This is a genomic window from Stenotrophomonas sp. WZN-1, assembly GCF_002192255.1.
Lineage (GTDB): Bacteria > Pseudomonadota > Gammaproteobacteria > Xanthomonadales > Xanthomonadaceae > Stenotrophomonas.
The window spans coordinates 2,851,614-2,869,729 of sequence record NZ_CP021768.1 but is presented as its reverse complement, the minus strand read 5'-3'; the positions used below and the strand labels follow the sequence as shown (position 1 = coordinate 2,869,729).

10 protein-coding genes are annotated in these 18,116 nt (G+C 65.8%); 3 read left to right on the top strand and 7 right to left on the bottom strand.

Translation table 11 applies throughout. The features are described from left to right. Window positions 1-27: 27 nt before the first annotated feature. Genes metH through CCR98_RS13565 form a run of 3 tightly spaced genes read right to left on the bottom strand, consistent with a single transcriptional unit; the run spans window position 28 to window position 4,746 of the window. Window positions 28-2,712 carry a methionine synthase gene (gene metH / locus CCR98_RS13575; RefSeq protein WP_087923040.1) on the bottom strand — a complete coding sequence of 895 codons (2,685 nt, stop codon included), beginning with the start codon at window positions 2,710-2,712 and terminating at the stop codon, window positions 28-30. Continuing rightward, a complete protein-coding gene (locus CCR98_RS13570) occupies window positions 2,709-3,803 on the bottom strand; it encodes a homocysteine S-methyltransferase family protein (RefSeq protein WP_087923039.1) in 1,095 nt (364 codons plus the stop codon). Before CCR98_RS13570 ends, metH begins: the two co-directional genes overlap by 4 nt. Before the next feature lie 13 nt (window positions 3,804-3,816). Beyond that, window positions 3,817-4,746: a metalloregulator ArsR/SmtB family transcription factor gene (locus CCR98_RS13565; RefSeq protein ID WP_014037755.1), complete on the bottom strand. Its 930-nt coding sequence runs from the start codon at window positions 4,744-4,746 to the stop codon at window positions 3,817-3,819. A 153-nt stretch (window positions 4,747-4,899) separates the two neighbouring features. Here CCR98_RS13565 and CCR98_RS13560 point away from each other — a divergent pair, with 153 nt between their 5' ends. After that, the gene (locus CCR98_RS13560) at window positions 4,900-6,048 is read left to right on the top strand and encodes an acyl-CoA dehydrogenase family protein (protein ID WP_087923038.1); all 1,149 of its coding nucleotides are present in this window, start codon (window positions 4,900-4,902) and stop codon (window positions 6,046-6,048) included. Window positions 6,049-6,131: 83 nt separating this feature from the next. Here the strand turns inward: CCR98_RS13560 and CCR98_RS13555 are convergent, their stop codons facing one another. Next, window positions 6,132-7,043 carry a hypothetical protein gene (locus CCR98_RS13555; RefSeq protein ID WP_087923037.1) on the bottom strand — a complete coding sequence of 304 codons (912 nt, stop codon included), beginning with the start codon at window positions 7,041-7,043 and terminating at the stop codon, window positions 6,132-6,134. A 251-nt stretch (window positions 7,044-7,294) separates the two neighbouring features. On the opposite strand from CCR98_RS13555, the gene CCR98_RS13550 reads away from it, so the two are divergent. Beyond that, the gene (locus tag CCR98_RS13550) at window positions 7,295-7,582 is read left to right on the top strand and encodes a hypothetical protein (RefSeq protein WP_087923036.1); all 288 of its coding nucleotides are present in this window, start codon (window positions 7,295-7,297) and stop codon (window positions 7,580-7,582) included. Between the two features lie 143 nt (window positions 7,583-7,725). Here the strand turns inward: CCR98_RS13550 and CCR98_RS13545 are convergent, their stop codons facing one another. From CCR98_RS13545 to CCR98_RS13535, 3 genes are read right to left on the bottom strand one after another with little or no spacing between them, the layout of a single operon-like run. Next, window positions 7,726-10,899, bottom strand: coding sequence for a multidrug efflux RND transporter permease subunit (locus CCR98_RS13545; RefSeq protein WP_087923035.1), 3,174 nt, complete (start codon window positions 10,897-10,899; stop codon window positions 7,726-7,728). 15 nt (window positions 10,900-10,914) lie between these two features. Further along, entirely contained in the window at window positions 10,915-12,183 is a 1,269-nt protein-coding gene (locus tag CCR98_RS13540) for an efflux RND transporter periplasmic adaptor subunit (protein WP_087923034.1), read from the bottom strand. Then, the gene (locus CCR98_RS13535; protein WP_014037749.1) at window positions 12,183-12,839 is read right to left on the bottom strand and encodes a TetR/AcrR family transcriptional regulator; all 657 of its coding nucleotides are present in this window, start codon (window positions 12,837-12,839) and stop codon (window positions 12,183-12,185) included. Before CCR98_RS13535 ends, CCR98_RS13540 begins: the two co-directional genes overlap by 1 nt. Window positions 12,840-13,089: 250 nt before the next feature. Here CCR98_RS13535 and CCR98_RS13530 point away from each other — a divergent pair, with 250 nt between their 5' ends. After that, window positions 13,090-18,066: an NAD-glutamate dehydrogenase domain-containing protein gene (locus tag CCR98_RS13530; protein ID WP_087923033.1), complete on the top strand. Its 4,977-nt coding sequence runs from the start codon at window positions 13,090-13,092 to the stop codon at window positions 18,064-18,066. Window positions 18,067-18,116: the final 50 nt, after the last annotated feature.

Genomic DNA, 18,116 nt, shown 5'->3' with positions numbered 1-18,116 from the left:
TTAATCCCCTCCGTCCCCTTTTTTGTGTCATTCGGGGTCGTAGTCGAGGTTGGAGGCGAGCCAGCGTTCGGCCTGGGCACGGTCCACGCCTTTGCGGCGGGCGTAGTCGCTGACCTGCTCTCGGCTGAGGCGGCCGACCACGAAGTACTGGCTCTGCGGATGGCTGAAGTAATAGCCCGAGACAGCGGCCGTGGGCAGCATCGCGAAGCTCTCGGTCAGCGCCATGCCGGCGTTCGCTTCGGCCTGCAGCAGGTCGAACAGGCGGCGTTTTTCGCTGTGCTCCGGGCAGGCGGGATAGCCCGGTGCGGGGCGGATGCCGCGGTACTGCTCGTTGATCAGGGCTTCGTTGTCCAGCGTCTCGGCGCGCTCATGGCCCCAGAACTCGGTACGCACGCGCTGGTGCAGGCGCTCGGCCAGCGCCTCGGCGAAGCGGTCGGCAAGGGCCTTCAGCAGGATCGCGTTGTAGTCGTCATGCTCGGCCTCGAAGCGCGCGACGTGCGCGTCGATGCCGATACCGGCAGTGACCGCGAACGCGCCGATCCAGTCCTGCTTGCCACTGTCGGCGGGCGCGATGAAATCGGCCAGGCAGAAATCCGGGCGCTCGGCCGGTTTGTCCACCTGCTGGCGCAGGAAATGCAGGGTGGTTTCGCCCTGCGGGTGCTGCACGCGCACGTCGTCGCCGATGCTGTTGGCCGGCCACAGGCCGAACACGGCTTTGGCGGTCAGCCATTTCTCATCGACGATGCGGTCGAGCATCGCGCGGGCGTCCTTGTAAAGTTCACTGGCCTCGGTGCCGACGATCTCGTCGGTGAGGATGGCCGGGAACTTGCCGGCCAGCTCCCAGGCCTGGAAGAACGGCGTCCAGTCGATGTAGTCGACCAGTTCAGCCAACGGGTAGTCGTCGAATACGTGCAGGCCGGGCTGGTCCGGTGCCGGTGGCGTGTAGCTGTCCCAGCCGCCCTGGAATTTCTGCCCACGCGCGTGTTCCAGCGTGACCAGGCGCTTGGCGTCGCCACGGTTGCGGTGGCGGGCACGAATCTCGGCATAGTCGGCTTCGTTGGCGGCGACGAAGGCTTCGCGCAGGTCGCGCGAGATCAGTGACTGGGCCACGCCCACCGCGCGCGAGGCATCCTTCACCCACACCGTCGGCGCCTTGTAATGGGGGTCGATCTTCAGCGCGGTGTGCGCGCGTGAGGTGGTGGCGCCGCCGATCAGCAGCGGCAGGTCGAAGCCCTGGCGCTCCATCTCGCGGGCGACGTGGCTCATCTCCTCCAGCGACGGGGTGATCAGTCCGGACAGGCCGATCAGGTCGGCGTTGTGCTCGCGCGCGGCATCGAGGATCTTCTGCGCCGGCACCATCACGCCGAGGTCGACCACCTCGAAGTTGTTGCAGGCCAGGACCACGCCGACGATGTTCTTGCCGATGTCATGCACGTCGCCCTTCACCGTGGCCATGATGATCTTGCCGTTGCTCTTGGCGGTGTCACCGCTGCGCGCCTTCTCCGCTTCGATGTACGGCAGGAGGTAGGCCACGGCCTTCTTCATCACGCGTGCGGATTTTACCACCTGCGGCAGGAACATCTTGCCGGCACCGAACAGGTCGCCGACGATGTTCATGCCGTCCATCAACGGACCCTCGATCACGTCCAGCGGGCGGCTGGAGGCCTGCCGGGCCAGCTCGGTGTCTTCCTCGACCCAGGCATCCAGGCCGTGCACCAGGGCATGCGCCAGGCGCTGCGCGACCGGCTTCTCACGCCAGGCGAGGTCTTCGGTCTTCGCCGCGCCCTTCCTGCCCTTGTAGCGCTCGGCGATCTCCAGCAGGCGCTCGGTGGCATCGCTGCGGCGGTTGAGGATCACGTCCTCGACGCGCTCGCGCAGCTCCGGCTCCAGTTCGTCGTAGATCGGCATGGCGCCGGCGTTGACGATGCCCATGTCCATGCCGGCGGCAATGGCGTGGTACAGGAACACCGAGTGGATGGCCTGGCGCACCGTTTCGTTGCCGCGGAACGAGAACGAGACGTTGGAGACGCCACCGGAGACGTGGCAGTGCGGCAGGGTCTGCTTGATGATGCGGGTGGCTTCGATGAAGTCCACCGCATAGTTGTCGTGCTCTTCGATGCCGGTGGCGACGGCGAAGATGTTCGGGTCGAAGATGATGTCCTGGGGCGGGAAGCCGATCTCGTCGACCAGGATGCGGTAGGCGCGGGTGCAGATCTCGACCTTGCGCGCACAGGTGTCGGCCTGGCCGCTTTCGTCGAACGCCATTACCACTGCGGCGGCACCGTAGCGCAGCACCTTGCGCGCGTGCTCGCGGAACAGCGCCTCGCCTTCCTTCAGCGAGATCGAATTGACCACGCTCTTGCCCTGCAGGCACTTCAGGCCGGCTTCGATGACGCTCCACTTGGAGGAGTCGACCATGACCGGGATGCGGGCGATGTCCGGCTCGGACATGATCAGGTTGAGGTAGCGGGTCATCGCCGCTTCCGAATCGATCAGGCCCTCGTCCATGTTGACGTCGAGGATCTGCGCGCCGCTGGCGACCTGCTGGCGGGCCACGTCCACCGCTTCTTCGTAGCGGCCTTCCTTGATGAGCTTGCGGAACTGCGCACTGCCGGTGACGTTGGTGCGTTCGCCGACGTTGATGAACAGCAGGTCCGGAGTGATGACCAGGGGTTCCAGGCCGGACAGGCGGGTGTAAGGCGAGGTGCTCATGCGGCCTGCTGCTCCTGTGCGCCGGGCAGGGCGCGTGGCGGCAGCCCGGCCACGGCCTGGGCGATCGCACGGATGTGGTCGGGGGTGGAACCGCAGCAGCCGCCGACCAGGTTCAACAGGCCATCCTCGGCGAAACCACGCAGGGTACCGGCCATGTCCTCGGGCGTCTCGTCGTACTCGCCGAAGGCATTGGGCAGGCCTGCGTTGGGATGCGCGCTGACGTAGCAGTCGGCGACCTGCGAGAGGGTTTCCACGTGCGGGCGCATCGCATCGGCGCCCAACGCGCAGTTCAAGCCGATCGACAGCGGGCGTGCATGCGCCAGTGACGCATGGAAGGCCTCGGCGGTCTGCCCGGACAGCGTGCGCCCGGAGGCATCGGTGATGGTGCCGGAAATCATCACGGGCAGGCGTGCGCCACGCGCGTCGAAGGCTTCCTCCAGCGCATACAGCGCGGCTTTCGCGTTGAGGGTATCGAAGATGGTCTCGACCATGAGGGTGTCGGCGCCGCCGTCGATCAGGCCCTCGATGGCTTCGCGATAGGTGTCGCGCAACTCGTCGAAGCTGGTGTTGCGGAAGCCGGGATCATTGACGTCGGGGCTGATCGAGGCGGTGCGGCTGGTAGGGCCGATCACCCCGATCACGAAGCGCGGTTTGCCCGGCGTGGTCGCGGCCACGGCATCGCAGCAGGTGCGTGCGACCGCGGCCCCGGCCTTGTTCAGCTCGTACACCAGGTGTTCGAGGTGGTAGTCGGCCTGGCTGACCGAGGTGGCGTTGAAGGTGTTGGTCTCGACCAGGTCCGCGCCGGCGTCCAGGTAAGCGGTATGGATGTCGGCGATGACCTGCGGCCGGGTCAACAGCAGCAGATCGTTGTTGCCCTTCAGGTCATGGCCTTCCGGCGCGCCGTGGTCGCAGCCGGGGCCGTGCGCATGGTCATACCCACCGGCGAAACGCTCGCCGCGGTAGTCGCCTTCCTGCAGGCCATGGCGCTGGATCATGGTGCCCATCGCACCGTCGATGATCAGGATCCGCTCGCGCAGGGCGTCGAGCAGGGCATTGGCACGATCAGGATGCAACCAGGGCAGGGCAGGCATGGCGGTCTCGGGCTCAGGGCTTGTTGGCGATCAGCGAAATCACTTCGAAGTGCGGCGGACGCTTTTCGCGGGTGACCGTCTCCAGGCTGGATACCTGCAGGCCGGCCTTGTCGACGAACTTGCGCAGCTCCTTGTCGCTGAAGCCGAGGTTGACGTGGCCATAGGCCTCCACCGCCGCCTTGTGCTCGTGGCGGGCCAGGCTGCACAGCAGCAGGCGACCGCCCGGGCGCAGTACGCGTGCGGCTTCGGTCACCGCCTGTGCCGGTTTGCTGGCGTAGGTCAGCGCGTGCATCAGCACCACCAGGTCGAAGCTGCCGTCCTTGAACGGCAGGGCATGCATGTCGCCCTCGCGCACCTCCACATTGGGCAGCCGGCGCAGGCGCTCGCTGGCGGCCGCGACCACGCGCGCGCTGGTATCGATGCAGATGTAGCGCTTGGCGTGGGGGGCGACCAGTTCGGCCAGCACGCCGTCACCGGAGGCGATGTCCAGCACGTCGCCGGTTTCCAGCAACGGCAGGGCGGTGCGCGCCAGCGCCTCCCAGGTACGGCCCGGAGAGTAGTGGCGCTCCATGTCGCCGGCCACGCTGTCGGCCCAGTTCTGGTCCGAGGCGCGGTGGGCCAGCACTGCAGCCACCCGCTCGGCATCCTGCCGCAGCAACGGGTCGTCGCTTCCGTTGCTCAAGGCATGCCACAATGCACGCTGCGCCGGGTCCAGCTGGGCCTCGTCGAAGCGGTAGTAGGCCGACACGCCGGCACGGCGGTCGCGGACGAGGCCGGCTTCCTTCAGGCGCGCCAGGTGGGTGGACACGCGCGGCTGCGCCAGCCGGGTGATCGCCGACAGTTCGGCCACGGTCAGTTCTTCCTGCTCCAGCAGCGCCAGCAGGCGCACGCGGGTGGCATCGGCGAACACCTTCAGGCGGGTCGACCAGTCTTCCAGATCCATAAATATCTACCTATCGCGATATAGAGATATATTCGCCGAGAAGGCCTGCCGCGGTCAAGTCGCCAGCGTACGGAAACCGCCGGGCCCCGGTACAATCGGGACACCTGGGCGCGCCGTATGCAGCCCATAACTTCATGTACCCGGGAGGGTGTTGTGGATTTCAGCTTTACCGAAGAGCAGTTGATGCTGCAGGACGTGGCGCGGCGCATCGCGCAGGAAAAGATCGCCCCCAGCGCAGAGCACCATGACCGCACGGGCGAGTTCCCGCTGGACAACATCCGCCTGCTGGGCGAGAACGGCCTGATGGGCATCGAAGTGCCGACCGAATACGGCGGTGCGGGCATGGACCCGGTTGCGTACGTGCTGGCGATGGTGGAGGTCGCCGCCGCCGACGCAGCCCACTCGACCATCATGTCGGTCAACAACTCGCTGTTCTGCAATGGCATCCTCACCCATGGTACGGAGCAGCAGAAGCAGACCTACGTGCGTGCCATCGCCGAAGGCACTGCCATCGGCGCGTTCGCGTTGACCGAGCCGCAGTCCGGCTCCGACGCCACCGCCATGCGCTGCCGCGCGGTGAAGCAGGCCGACGGCACCTTCGTCATCAATGGCAAGAAGAGCTGGATCACCTCCGGCCCGGTGGCCAAGTACATCGTGCTGTTCGCGATGAGCGAGCCGGACAAGGGCGCGCGCGGCATCACTGCTTTCATCATCGATACCGACAAAGCCGGTTTCGGTCGTGGCAAGACCGAGCCCAAGCTGGGCATCCGTGCCTCGGCCACCTGCGAGATCGAGTTCAACGATTACGTGGCGCAGGCCGAAGACGTGCTGGGCCAGGAAGGCGAGGGCTTCAAGATCGCCATGGGCGTGCTCGATGCTGGCCGCATCGGCATTGCTTCGCAGGCCATCGGCATCGCCCGCGCCGCCTATGAAGCGACGATCGAGTATGTGAAGGAGCGCAAGGCATTCGGCGCCGCAATCGGCACCTTCCAGATGACCCAGGCCAAGATCGCCGACATGAAGTGCAAGCTAGACGCAGCGCTGCTGCTGACCCTGCGCGCAGCGTGGGTGAAGGGCCAGGGCAAGCGCTTCAGCAATGAAGCGGCCATTGCCAAGCTGACCGCTTCGGAAGCGGCGATGTGGATCACCCACCAGGCCGTGCAGATCCACGGCGGCATGGGCTACTCCAAGGAAATGCCGCTGGAGCGCTACTTCCGTGATGCCAAGATCACCGAGATCTACGAGGGCACCTCGGAGATCCAGCGCCTGGTGATCGCCCGCAACGAGACCGGGCTGCGCTGAGTTGCATGGCCGTGCCGCTGCAAGGGCGGCGCGGCCAGTCGCTCCCTGTCATGCAGGGATGACGACATCACACCGGCAGTGCGTCAGCGAGGCACATCGCACTGGAGCTGCCTGCCATCCCAGCGGCAGATGGGGCCGGACGGCGCTGCGCCCGGATTGACGATGATCTGCACGCCATACAGGTGCGCCGAATCCAGCCAGTTCTGGTAGCTCTGTTCGTCGCTGAAGTGATAGGCACCAGAGTAGCCTTCGCCGGTTTCGGCATTGGATGCCGCGCCATCGGGAATGCGGTTGCCGCTGGCGTCCACGCTTTCGCCGGACACGTACTTGGCTCTATCCACGGAATCCGGTGAGATCACCAGCCTGGTCCGGGAGCCATCGCGCCAGGTGATGACATAGGTCACCGTCTGCACCCCGAACAGCTTGCTGACCCAGCTCAGGACGATCGAAGAGAGGGTGGTGGCCAGCGAGTTCCACGCCGCGTGTTCGGTGTTGGCGCCGCTGAAGGCCTGGCCAACGGCGAGTTCCAGCTGGCTGCGGTAGGTTGCCGAATGGACGACGTCATAGGCATTGAGATCTTTCATTGCAGGCGGGAAGGTCATTCCATTCGCGCTCTGTGGGTCGTCGGGATGGATGGGGACGACGGCGCCGCTGCCGAAGGCCTGCGGGACGAACTGTGTCCCGGATGCAATGTGGCCCTGCGGCAGTGCAAGGATCCGTTTGAACGTCGCGGTCACTTCCGCTGGGACCGCTGTGGGAACGGCACGATAGCGCCGCAGTTCGCGGTCATATTCCACGGTATAGCCATTGAGACGACGTTGGTCCGGGTCGACCACGACCGTCAGGCCCACTCCGGATTGGAGCGCCGCTGACCGTGGATCGGCGCAGGGGCTGCAGGGCACGACGCCGCCCGCATGGGCGGGCGATTGTGAGACGACGGCGGCTGCAAGCAGGAGACAGGCTGCGAGCCATTGGGTGCGAAGCAAGCCGGGCATGGGAGCTCCTTGTACAGTCCATTGAAGGAGCGACATGGATACCGTCGCCATGTGAGCAGCGCTGCGAGGCGGTTCACACCTTCTTCGGCTGTGTTGGCAGGCGGCAACGAATGCCGCAGATGACCTGGACGAGCCGGCACGAGCCGACAGCTGCTGTCTGGCAGCGTTGAAGTGGCTGGCCGGCGCTGGATGATCACGACAGCGTTGGCCTTCCCACTACAATGCCCTCCGCTTTTACGGAGAACGTGCCGATGATCTACCGCGGTTGGGGAATCATGACGCTGGTGACGCCGATTGCAGCCATCCTGCTGCTGGCGTACTTCTTCCCGCATGACGGCCCCAGGGGCAACATTCCGCTGCAGCAGGTCCTGCTGGGGGCAGGGATCGGCGCAGCCCTGAACGTGCTGCTGGGCCTGTGGCTCAACCGGGCACCCCGGCAGAAGGGTGTGGCCGCGCCCCATCATTTCTTCTTCGTACCGATGCAGTGGGCTGCATTGGCTCTGGTGGCGGTGTGCGTGGTGGTTGCACTGCTGCGCTGAGGCGTAGCGCCCACAGCTCTGGTAGGTGCCAACCTTGGTTGGCACGAATCGAAGAGCGCCAACCAAGGTTGGCATCTACCAGGTGGCAAAGAAAAAAGGCCCCGGATCACCCCGGGGCCTTTCTGTTTCAGCTCACCACCGGATCAACGATCCGGGCGGTGTGCAGCATCCGCGTCGCGCTGGCGCTCCATGAACTCCTTCGACGGTTCATCCAGCTTGTCACCCAGCATGCGGCGCACGACCACGAAGAACACCGGGATCATCAGCAGGCCGAGCAGGGTGGCGAACAGCATGCCGCCGATCACGCCGGTGCCGATGGCATGGCGGGAGTTGGCGCCGGCGCCGGTGGAGATCGCCATCGGGATCACGCCCATGATGAACGCAAACGACGTCATCAGGATCGGGCGGAAGCGCAGGCGGGCCGCCTCGATGGTGGCATCGCGCAGGTTCTTGCCGGCTGCGCGCTGCTCCACTGCGAACTCCACGATCAGGATCGCGTTCTTCGCCGCCAGGCCGATCACGGTGATCAGGCCGATCTTGAAGAACAGATCGTTGGGCAGGCCGCGCAGCATCGACAGGCCGAGGGCACCGAGCACGCCCAGCGGCACGACCAGCAGCACCGCCACCGGGATCGACCAGCTTTCGTACAGGGCCGCCAGGCACAGGAACACCACCACGATGGACAGCACCAGCAGCAGCGTCGCGGCGTTGCCGGCCAGGATTTCCTGGTAGGACATGCCGGACCAGTCGTAGCCGAAGCCGGCCGGCAGGTCGTCGTTGACGATGCTCTCCATGGTCTGCATCGCTTCACCCGAGCTGGTACCCGGGGCCTGCGAGCCGACGATGTTGATCGCCGAGTAGCCGTTGTAGCGGCTCAGCGACGGCGGTGCCGAAACCCATTCGGACTTGACCACCGTGTTCAACGGGATCATCGCGTTGGTGCCGTCCGCATTGGTGGTCAGGCTGGACGGGCTGTAGAAGCTCTTCAGCGATTCCTGGCCGGTGCGGTACGGGCCATCGGCCTGCATGGTCACGCGCTTGATGCGGCCTTCGTAGAAGAAGTCGTTGACGTACACCGGAGCCAGCATCAGCTGGATGGTGCTGTACACGTCCGACACCGACATGCCCATCGACTGCGCCTGCACGCGGTCGACGTGCAGCTGCAGCTGCGGGGCGTTCTCCAGCCCGTTCGGACGCACGCCGACCAGTGCTTCGGGCTTCTGCGCAGCCTTGCCCAGCAGGATGTTGCGCGCCTGGGTCAGCTGTTCATAGCCCGCACCACTGCGGTCCTGCAGCCACATGTCGAAGCCGCCGAACTGACCGAGGCCCTGCACGGTGGGCAGGTTGACCACGAAGATCTGCGCTTCCTTGATGCCGTAGAACGCGCCGTTCATGTTCTGGATGAACTCGGGCGCGGTGAACTTGCGTTCCTCCCACGGCTTCAGGCGGATGAAGCCCATGCCCACGTTCTCGCCGGAACCGACGAAGCTGAAGCCAGCCACCTGCAGCATGCCTTCATAGCCATCCTGCTTTTCCAGGATGCCACGCATCTGCGCGAACACTTCGTTGGTCTGGCCCTTGGTCGAGCCCGGCGGCAGCTGCACGATCGCCAGCGCATAGCCCTGGTCTTCTTCCGGCAGGAAGCTGCCCGGCATGCGGGTGAACAGGAAGCCGCACAGCGCGGTCAGCACCACGAACAGGATCATCCAGCGCGGCGCATGGCGCACCGCCGAGGTGATGTGGCCCACATAGGTGTGGCTGATCTTGTCGTAGTACTTGTTGAAGGTGCGGTAGACGATGTTCGGGTTGTCGTTGTGCGTCGGCTTGAGGAAGGTCGCGCACAGCGCCGGGGTGAAGCCCAGTGCCAGGAACGCCGAGAACGCCATCGAGATGGCGATGGTCAGCGCGAACTGCTTGTAGATCTCACCGGCGGCACCACCCTGCAGGGCGGACGGGATGAACACCGCGGCCAGCACGACGGTGATCGCCACCACCGCGCCAGTGATCTGGGTCATCGCCTTCTGCGTGGCCGGCTTCGGCGCCAGGCCTTCCTCGGTCATGATGCGTTCGACGTTCTCGATCACCACGATCGCGTCATCGACCACGATGCCGATCGCCAGCACCATCGCGAACAGGGTCAGCTGGTTGATCGTGAAGCCGATCATCCACATGCCCAGGAAGGTACCGAGCAGGGCCACCGGGATGACCAGGGTCGGGATCAGGGTGGCGCGGAAGTTCTGCAGGAAGATCAGCATCACCAGGAACACCAGGAACACTGCTTCGAACAGTGTCTTGACCACTTCCTGGATGGAGATCTTGACGAAGGTGGTGCTGTCGTACGGAGAGAACCAGGTCACGCCGGCCGGGAAGCTGGGCTGCAGCTCGTCCATCTTGGCGCGCACCGCATCGGCCACGTTCAGGGCGTTGGCGCCCGGCAGCAGCTGGATGGCGAAGGCGCCGGTCGGCTTGCCGTTGTACTGGGTGTCGAAGCCGTAGTTGTTGGCACCGAAGGCAACGCGGGCGATGTCCTTCAACAGCACGCGCGAGCCGTCAGCGTTGGCGCGCAGGATGATGTTCTCGAACTCCTGCGGCGAGCTGAAGCGGCCTTCGGCCGAGACCGTGGCGGTGAAGTGCTGGCCTTCCGGCGACGGGTCCGAACCCAGCGCACCGGCAGCGAACTGCACGTTCTGCGCACGCACCGCGGCCAGCACCTGGCTGGCCGACAGGCCGTAGCCCTGCATCTTTTCCGGGTTCAGCCAGATGTTCATGGCGTACTCGGAACCGAACTGCTGGGTGCTGCCGACGCCGGGGATACGCGAGACCTGGTCGAGCACGCGCGAACCGACGATGTCGTTCAGGGCGTCACGGTTGATGGCCGGTGTATCGGACTGCAGCGCGATCACCATCAGGAAGCCGGCGTTGGCCTTGGCCACCACCACGCCCTGCTGGGTCACTTCCGACGGCAGTCGCGGCGTGGCCAGCGAGACCTTGTTCTGCACCTGCACCTGGGCGATGTCCGGATCGGTACCGGTCTCGAAGGTCAGGGTGATCTGCGCGCGGCCATTGGAGGCCGAAGAGGAACTGAAGTACAGCAGGTGATCGATACCGGTCAGCTGCTGCTCGATCACCTGGGTGACCGATTTCTCGGTGGTGTCCGCACTGGCGCCCGGGTAGGTCGCCGAGACGGTGACCTGCGGCGGGGCGATGTTGGGATAGGACTCCACGCCCAGGTTGAGGATCGCGATCACGCCGCTGAGCGAGATCAGGATCGCAACCACCCAGGCGAAGACTGGATGTTCGATGAAAAATTTAGGCATGACGGAAGGTTCCCGTTACTGCTTGTTCGAATCGGTGGCGGCCGGCTTGGCCGCATCGGCCTGCTCGGGCTTGGCCGCGTCGGCCGGTGCCTTGCCCGCGGCCGGTGCTGCGCTCGCCGGAGCGGCGCCGCCTGCGGCAGGCTTGCCGTTGGCGTCCTGCCCCGGGGTCCACGGCTTGGCCACCGCCGGTGCACCTTCCTTGACCTTCTGCACGCCGGCCACGATCACCTTGTCACCGGCGCTCAGGCCGTCGCTGACCAGCCAGTTGCCGTTCTGCGCGCCATCGGTCTTCACGTTCTTGCGCACGACCTTGCCGTCGGCACCGACCACCATCACGTAGCCGCCGGTGGTGTCGCGCAGCAGGGCCTGCTGCGGTACCAGGTAGGCGTTGTTGCGCTCGCCCAGGTTGGCCTGGAAGCTGACGAAGGCACCCGGCAGCAGGATCTGCTGCGGGTTCGGCAGCAGCGCACGCAGCGACACCGCACCGGTGGCCGGGTCGACCGTGGTCGAGGAGAAGTCCAGCGTGCCCGGCTCACCATAGGTGCTGCCGTCGGCCAGCTTGACGTTGACCGTGGCCTTGCCGTCGCCAGACAGCGCCAGCGCGCCCTTGGCCTGCTGCGCGCGCAGCTGGGTCAGCTCATCCACGCTCAGCGAGAAGTTCACGTACAGCGGGTCGAGCTGGTCGACGGTGGTCAGCAGGGTCACGTCGCCCTGGCCGACCAGCGCACCTTCGGTGACCTGCTGCTTGTTGGCCACGCCGCTGATCGGCGCGGTCACTTCGGTGTAGCCCAGGCTGATGCGCGAGGAGGTCACCGATGCTTCGGCCTGCTTGACCGCGGCCAGCGCGGTGCGCTCGGCCGATTCGGCATTGTCCAGGTCGGCCTTGGAGACGAACTGCTGCGGCGCCAGCGAACGTGCGCGGTCGGCGGCGACCTTGGCGTTGGCGTAGGTCGCGCGGGCCGAGGCCAGCTGCGCCTCGGAGGCGTTGAGCGAGGCACGCAGCGGCGCCGGGTCGATCAGGAACAGGGTCTGGCCCTGCTTGACCTGCGAGCCTTCCTGATAGACGCGCTTGAGCAGCACGCCGGGCACGCGTGCGCGGACGTCGGCGCTGCGGAACGGCGACAGGCGGCCGACCAGCTCGCGCTGCAGCGGCAGGGTCTGCGGCTTGGCGTCGATCACGCCCACCTCCGGCGGCGGGGGCGTCTGCTGTTCCGGCTTCTTGCAGGCAGCCAGAGCGACAGCAACGGCGCACGTCAAGGCAAGGGTGCGGAGTGGGGCGGTCATCAGGAGGAACTCCGGGGTTGGTTTGTAGACGGGGCCGGCGACGGCTGTGGCGCGAACGCGCGCAGGAAGCTGTCGACGGAGAACTCTGCCCAGCGCCGACGCAGGAGTGCGTCATCACGATGGGGGGTATGGAAGCGCTGTTTGTCGAAATCCTGACCGGCGATCATGCTCAGCAGCAGTTCGGCCATGAAGTGCGGGTCGTCATGCCGGAGCTGGCCTTGCATGCAAACGGTTTCAATCCATTCAGCAAGATGAAGCGTCAGCGCGCCGGCACCGTGCCGGTACAGCGTACGCGCCTCTTCGGGAAACTGGGCCGCTTCGGCTGCAATCAGCCGGCAGGCCTGTCCTACGTGCGGTTGGTTGAAATGCTCCAGGAAGTCGGTGGCGAACTGGAGCAGGCTGGCACGCAGGTCGTCACCGCGGAGTGCACGCAGCATGGCACCGGTGGCGTGGCCGACGTGGCGCTGCATCACCCGGCGCAGCAGTTCCTGCTTGCTGCCGTAGCGCGAGTACAGGGTCTGCTTGGAGCAGCCGGCGTGCTGGGCCACCGCGTCCATGCTCATCTGCATGCCCTGCTGGGCCAGCAGTTCGCGCACGGCATCGAACACGCGCTCATCGCGCGCGTCGAGGGCAACGGGGAGGTAGGCCGGGTTCACGCGGTGGACTATACCGTCCAGTTCAGGATTGTGGAATCAAATCGGCGTCGCCGCGTGTGTCTTCCGGTAACACGCTTTGCCGATCCTGTCGGCAGTGCTGAAACAGGCGCCAGCTCCATACCGGAGCGAACTGAATAGGCGTCTAAACCGCAGCAAACCCGAATCTGGTTATTCCGTCCTGCAGCAAGGCCTTTTCGTGCGGTAGGGCTACAATTTCATTTTCCCAACTGAGCAAGCGCATCGCTCTGCCATGAAACCGCAAAAAACCGCAGCCAAGACCGTGAAAAACAAGACCAAACCAGCAGAGTCGGAGGTCGCAGTGACCGCTGGTTTCTCCCTGGAGCCGGTGTACACGGCATTGCGCAAGCGTTACCCCGCGGCCGCACAGGCCGAAGCAGTGGCCTTCGCCACTGACTTCTACAAGCGCATGGAGTCGGACGAGTTCCCGCACCACAGCGCTGAAGAGTGGGCCGCGCTCGCGGCTGAGACGCTGGAATTCGCCCGGGCCCGCAAGGCCGGCAAGGCCAACGTCCGCGTGTTCAATCCGACCGCGAAGGCCAATGGTTGGGAATCGCCGCACACCGTGCTGCAGATCGTCAACGACGACATGCCGTTCCTGGTCGATACCGTCACCATGTCGCTGGCCGAGCAGGGCGTGGGCGTCCACGTGCTGGGCCACCCGGTGCTGCGCTTCACCCGCGACAAGGCCGGCAAGCTGGTCAAGGTCGGCGAAGGTGACACCGAGTCGGTGATGCTGCTGGAAATCGACCGCCAGCCGGCTGAAGCCATGGCTGCCATCGAGCAGGCCATCAACAAGGCGCTGGACGAAGTGCGTGCGATCGTGCGCGACTGGCAGCCGATGAAGGACAAGGCGCTGGCGCTGGCTGACGACCTGGGCAGCCGCCAGCTGCCGGTCGACGACGCGTCGCGCAAGGAAGCACAGGAGTTCCTGCGCTGGGCCGCCGACAACCACTTCACCTTCTTCGGCTACCGCGAGTACCGCGTCGAGAAGCAGGGCAAGGAAGACGTGCTGGCGCCGCTGAACGACACCGGCCTGGGCCTGATGCGCGGCAAGGACAAGTCTGCCGCCCGTCCGGTCAAGACCCTGGCCGCGCAGGGCCTGAACACCACGTCCGGTCTGAAGGACGCGCTGATCCTGACCAAGACCAATGCCCGTTCGCGCGTGCACCGCGCCGGCTACATGGACTACATCGGCGTGCTGGAATTCGACGCCAAGGGCAAGATCATCGGCGAGCAGCGCTTCCTCGGCCTGTTCACCTCCAGCGCCTACAACCGCCGCCCGTGGGAAATCCCGCTGGTGCGCCAGCGCCACGAGCACGTGATGAAGCAGTCGGGCCTGGCCCCGGCCAGCCACAGTGGCAAGGCCCTGCGCCACATCCTGGAAACCCTGCCGCGCGAAGAACTGTTCCAGTCCAGCGAGGACGAACTGTTCCGCACCGCGATGGGCGTGCTGGGCCTGCAGGAGCGCGTGCGCAGCCGCCTGTTCCTGCGCCGTGACAAGTACAGCCGTTTCATCTCCGCGCTGGTCTACCTGCCGCGTGAGCGCTTCAACACCGACGTGCGCCTGCGCATCGAAGCGATGCTGAAGGACGCGCTGCACGGCGAGTACGTGGACAGCTCGGTGGTGCTGGGCGAATCGCCGCTGGCCCAGGTGCACCTGATCGTGCGCCCGAAGCCGGGCGAAATGCTCGACGTCGATACCGCCGAACTGGAGCAGAAGCTGGCCCAGGTGCTGCGCAACTGGCAGGACGACCTGCGCGAAGCGCTGGTGACCCGCCACGGCGAGACCGAAGGCCTGCGCATCGCCGCCCGTATCGGCAAGGCGCTGCCGGCCGGCTACATCGAAGACAACAGCACCGCAGTTGCCGCCAACGATGTCAGCCAGCTCGACGCCCTGACCGGCCCGGACGACCTGCGCCTGAGCCTGCAGGCCGTGCCGCGCGAAAGCGGCGATGGCCTGCGCCTGAAGCTGTACCGCCAGTTGGACGATATTCCGCTGTCGGACGCGCTGCCGATGATGGAAAACATGGGCCTGCGCGTGATCGCCGAGCGTCCGTACCGCCTGTCGGTCGACAACGCCCCGGTGTATGTGCAGGACTTCGAGGTCGAATCGACCGCCGGCGCGATCGATGCCGCCAGTGTCGATGAAGCCTTTGGCGAGACCTTCGCCCGCGTCTGGCACGGCGATGCCGAGAACGACGGCTTCAACCGCCTGGTGCTGGCTGCTGGCCTGCACTGGCGCCAGGTCGCCATGCTGCGTGGCTACTGCAAGTACCTGCTGCAGACCGGCGTGCCGTTCTCGCAGGCTTACGTGGAAGGCACCTTCGCGCGCTATCCGCTGCTGGCGCGCCTGCTGGTCGAGCTGTTCGAAGCCCGCTTCGATCCGGCCACCGGCCACGAAGGCAAGGACGACATCGCGGCCGGCCAGGCCCAGCTGAAGGCTCACTTCGATGTGCTGGCTGCTGGTGACGACGCCACCCTGAAGGTGCTCAAGACCGTGGTCGACGCCCGCAAGGGTGACCGCGACGCGCAGATGCAGGCCGCGCGTGATGCGCTGCTGAAGCTGATGGACCGTGTGTCCAGCCTGGACGAGGACCGCATCCTGCGCTCGTTCATGGGCGTGATCGACGCGACCCTGCGTACCAGCTACTACCAGACCGATGCCAACGGCCAGCACGGCCATGTCATCAGCTTCAAGTTCGATTCGGCGCTGGTGCCGGACCTGCCGAAGCCGCGTCCGTACCGCGAAATCTTCGTCTACGGCCCGCGCGTGGAAGGTACCCACCTGCGCTTCGGCGCGGTCGCTCGTGGCGGCCTGCGCTGGTCGGATCGTCGTGAAGACTTCCGTACCGAAGTGCTGGGCCTGGTCAAGGCGCAGATGGTCAAGAACACCGTCATCGTGCCGGTCGGCGCGAAGGGTGGCTTCTTCGCCAAGACCCCGCCGGTGAACGGCGACCGCGACGCGATCTTCGCCAACGGCGTGGCCTGCTACAAGCTGTTCATCCAGGGCCTGCTGGACATCACCGACAACATCGTCAACAACAAGATCGTGCCGCCGGTGGATGTCGTACGCCACGACATGGACGATCCGTACCTGGTGGTGGCCGCCGACAAGGGCACCGCGACCTTCTCCGACATCGCCAACGGCCTGGCCATCGCCCACGGCTTCTGGATGGGCGATGCGTTCGCCTCCGGTGGTTCGGTCGGTTACGACCACAAGGGCATGGGCATCACCGCACGCGGTGCGTGGGAGTCGGTCAAGCGCCACTTCCGTGCGCTGGGCCGTGACAGCCAGAGCCAGGACTTCACCGCGGTCGGCGTCGGCGACATGTCCGGCGACGTGTTCGGCAACGGCATGCTGCTGTCGCGCCACATCCGTCTGGTCGCTGCGTTCGATCACCGCCACATCTTCCTGGACCCGAACCCGGATGCGGCCACCACGTTCGTTGAACGTGAGCGCCTGTTCACCGTGCCGCGTTCGAGCTGGGCGGACTACGATGCCAAGCTGATCAGCAAGGGCGGCGGCGTGTACCCGCGTACCCTGAAGTCGATCGAGATCACCCCGCAGGTGCGTGAAGCGCTGGGCCTGGACGAGAACGTCAAGGCGTTGTCACCGAACGACCTGATGAGCGCGATCCTGAAGGCGCCGGTCGACCTGCTGTGGAACGGCGGCATCGGTACCTACGTCAAGGCCGCCAGCGAGCAGCACAGCGATGTCGGCGACCGTGCCAACAACGCGCTGCGCGTGAACGGTGGCGAGCTGCGCTGCAAGGTGGTGGGCGAGGGCGGCAACCTGGGCATGACCCAGCTGGGCCGCATCGAAGCCGCCCAGGCCGGCGTGCTTCTCAACACCGATTTCATCGACAACTCGGCCGGTGTCGACACCTCCGACCACGAAGTCAACATCAAGATCCTGCTCAACGATGTGGTGCGGGCCAAGAAGCTGACCGTCGAGCAGCGCAACAAGCTGCTGGCTTCGATGACCGATGAAGTCGCCGAGCTGGTGCTCAACGACAACTACCGCCAGAACCAGGCGCTGAGCCTGATGGAGCGGATGGCGGTCAAGCGCCTGGGTTCCAAGCAGCACTTCATCCGTACCCTGGAACAGCAGGGCCTGCTTGATCGCCAGATCGAGTTCCTGCCGTCCGATGCCGAGCTGTCGCAGCGCAAGGCACGCGGCCAGGGCCTGACCCGTCCGGAGCTGTCGGTGCTGCTGTCCTACTCCAAGCTGGTGGCGTTCGCCCAGCTGCTGGATTCGGACATCCCGGAAGATCCGTACCTGTCCAAGGAGCTGCAGCGCTACTTCCCGACCCCGCTGCAGAAGAAGTACGCCGACGCAATGGAGCGTCACCGCCTGAAGCGCGAGATCATCGCCACGGCCGTGACCAACCAGACCATCAACCGCATGGGCGCCACCTTCCTGATGCGCATGCAGGAAGACACCGGCCGTTCCATCGCCGAGGTCGCCAAGGCCTACACCATCAGCCGCGAAACGCTGGATGCACGCGCGCTGTGGGCACAGATCGACGCCCTCGACGGCAAGGTGCCGGAGTCGGTGCAGATCGACGCACTGGAGGTGATCTGGAAGCTGCAGCGTTCGTTCGTGCGCTGGCTGCTGTCGCGCCCGGGCGCGATGCCGGGCATCACCGAAGCGGTCAACCGCTACCAGGGCCCGTTCAACGATATCCGCGTTGCCTCGGGTGTGCTGCCGGACTCGCAGCGTCCGACCTACGAAGCCCTGGTGGCTGAGTGGAAGGAAAAGGGCCTGCCGTCCGCGCTGGCGCAGCAGCTGGCCGAACTGCACTTCCTGGAGCCGGCGTTCGACATCATCGAACTGGCCCGTACCCGCAAGCTGAAGCCGGTGGACGTGTCCAAGGTCCACTTCCGCCTGGGCGATGCCCTGCAGCTGCCGTGGCTGTTCGAGCAGGTCGATGCGCTGGAGGTCAACGGCCGTTGGCACGCCGTGGCACGTGGCGTGCTGCGTGACGAACTTGCCGCCAACCACCGCAACCTGGCCGGCCAGGTGCTGGGTACCAAGGGTGGCAGCGCCGAAACCAAGGTGGCAGCCTGGATGGGCCGCGACGACAACAGCCTGCGCTTCACCCTGGCGATGCTGGCCGAACTGGCCGAGCAGAAGACCCTGGACTACCCGACCGTCTCGGTCGCGGTCCAGCGCCTGGGCCAGCTGGCCGCGCACGGTGCGTAAGTGATGTAGTGCCGGACTTCGCCCGGCACGTGTGAAACGGAACGGCCCCG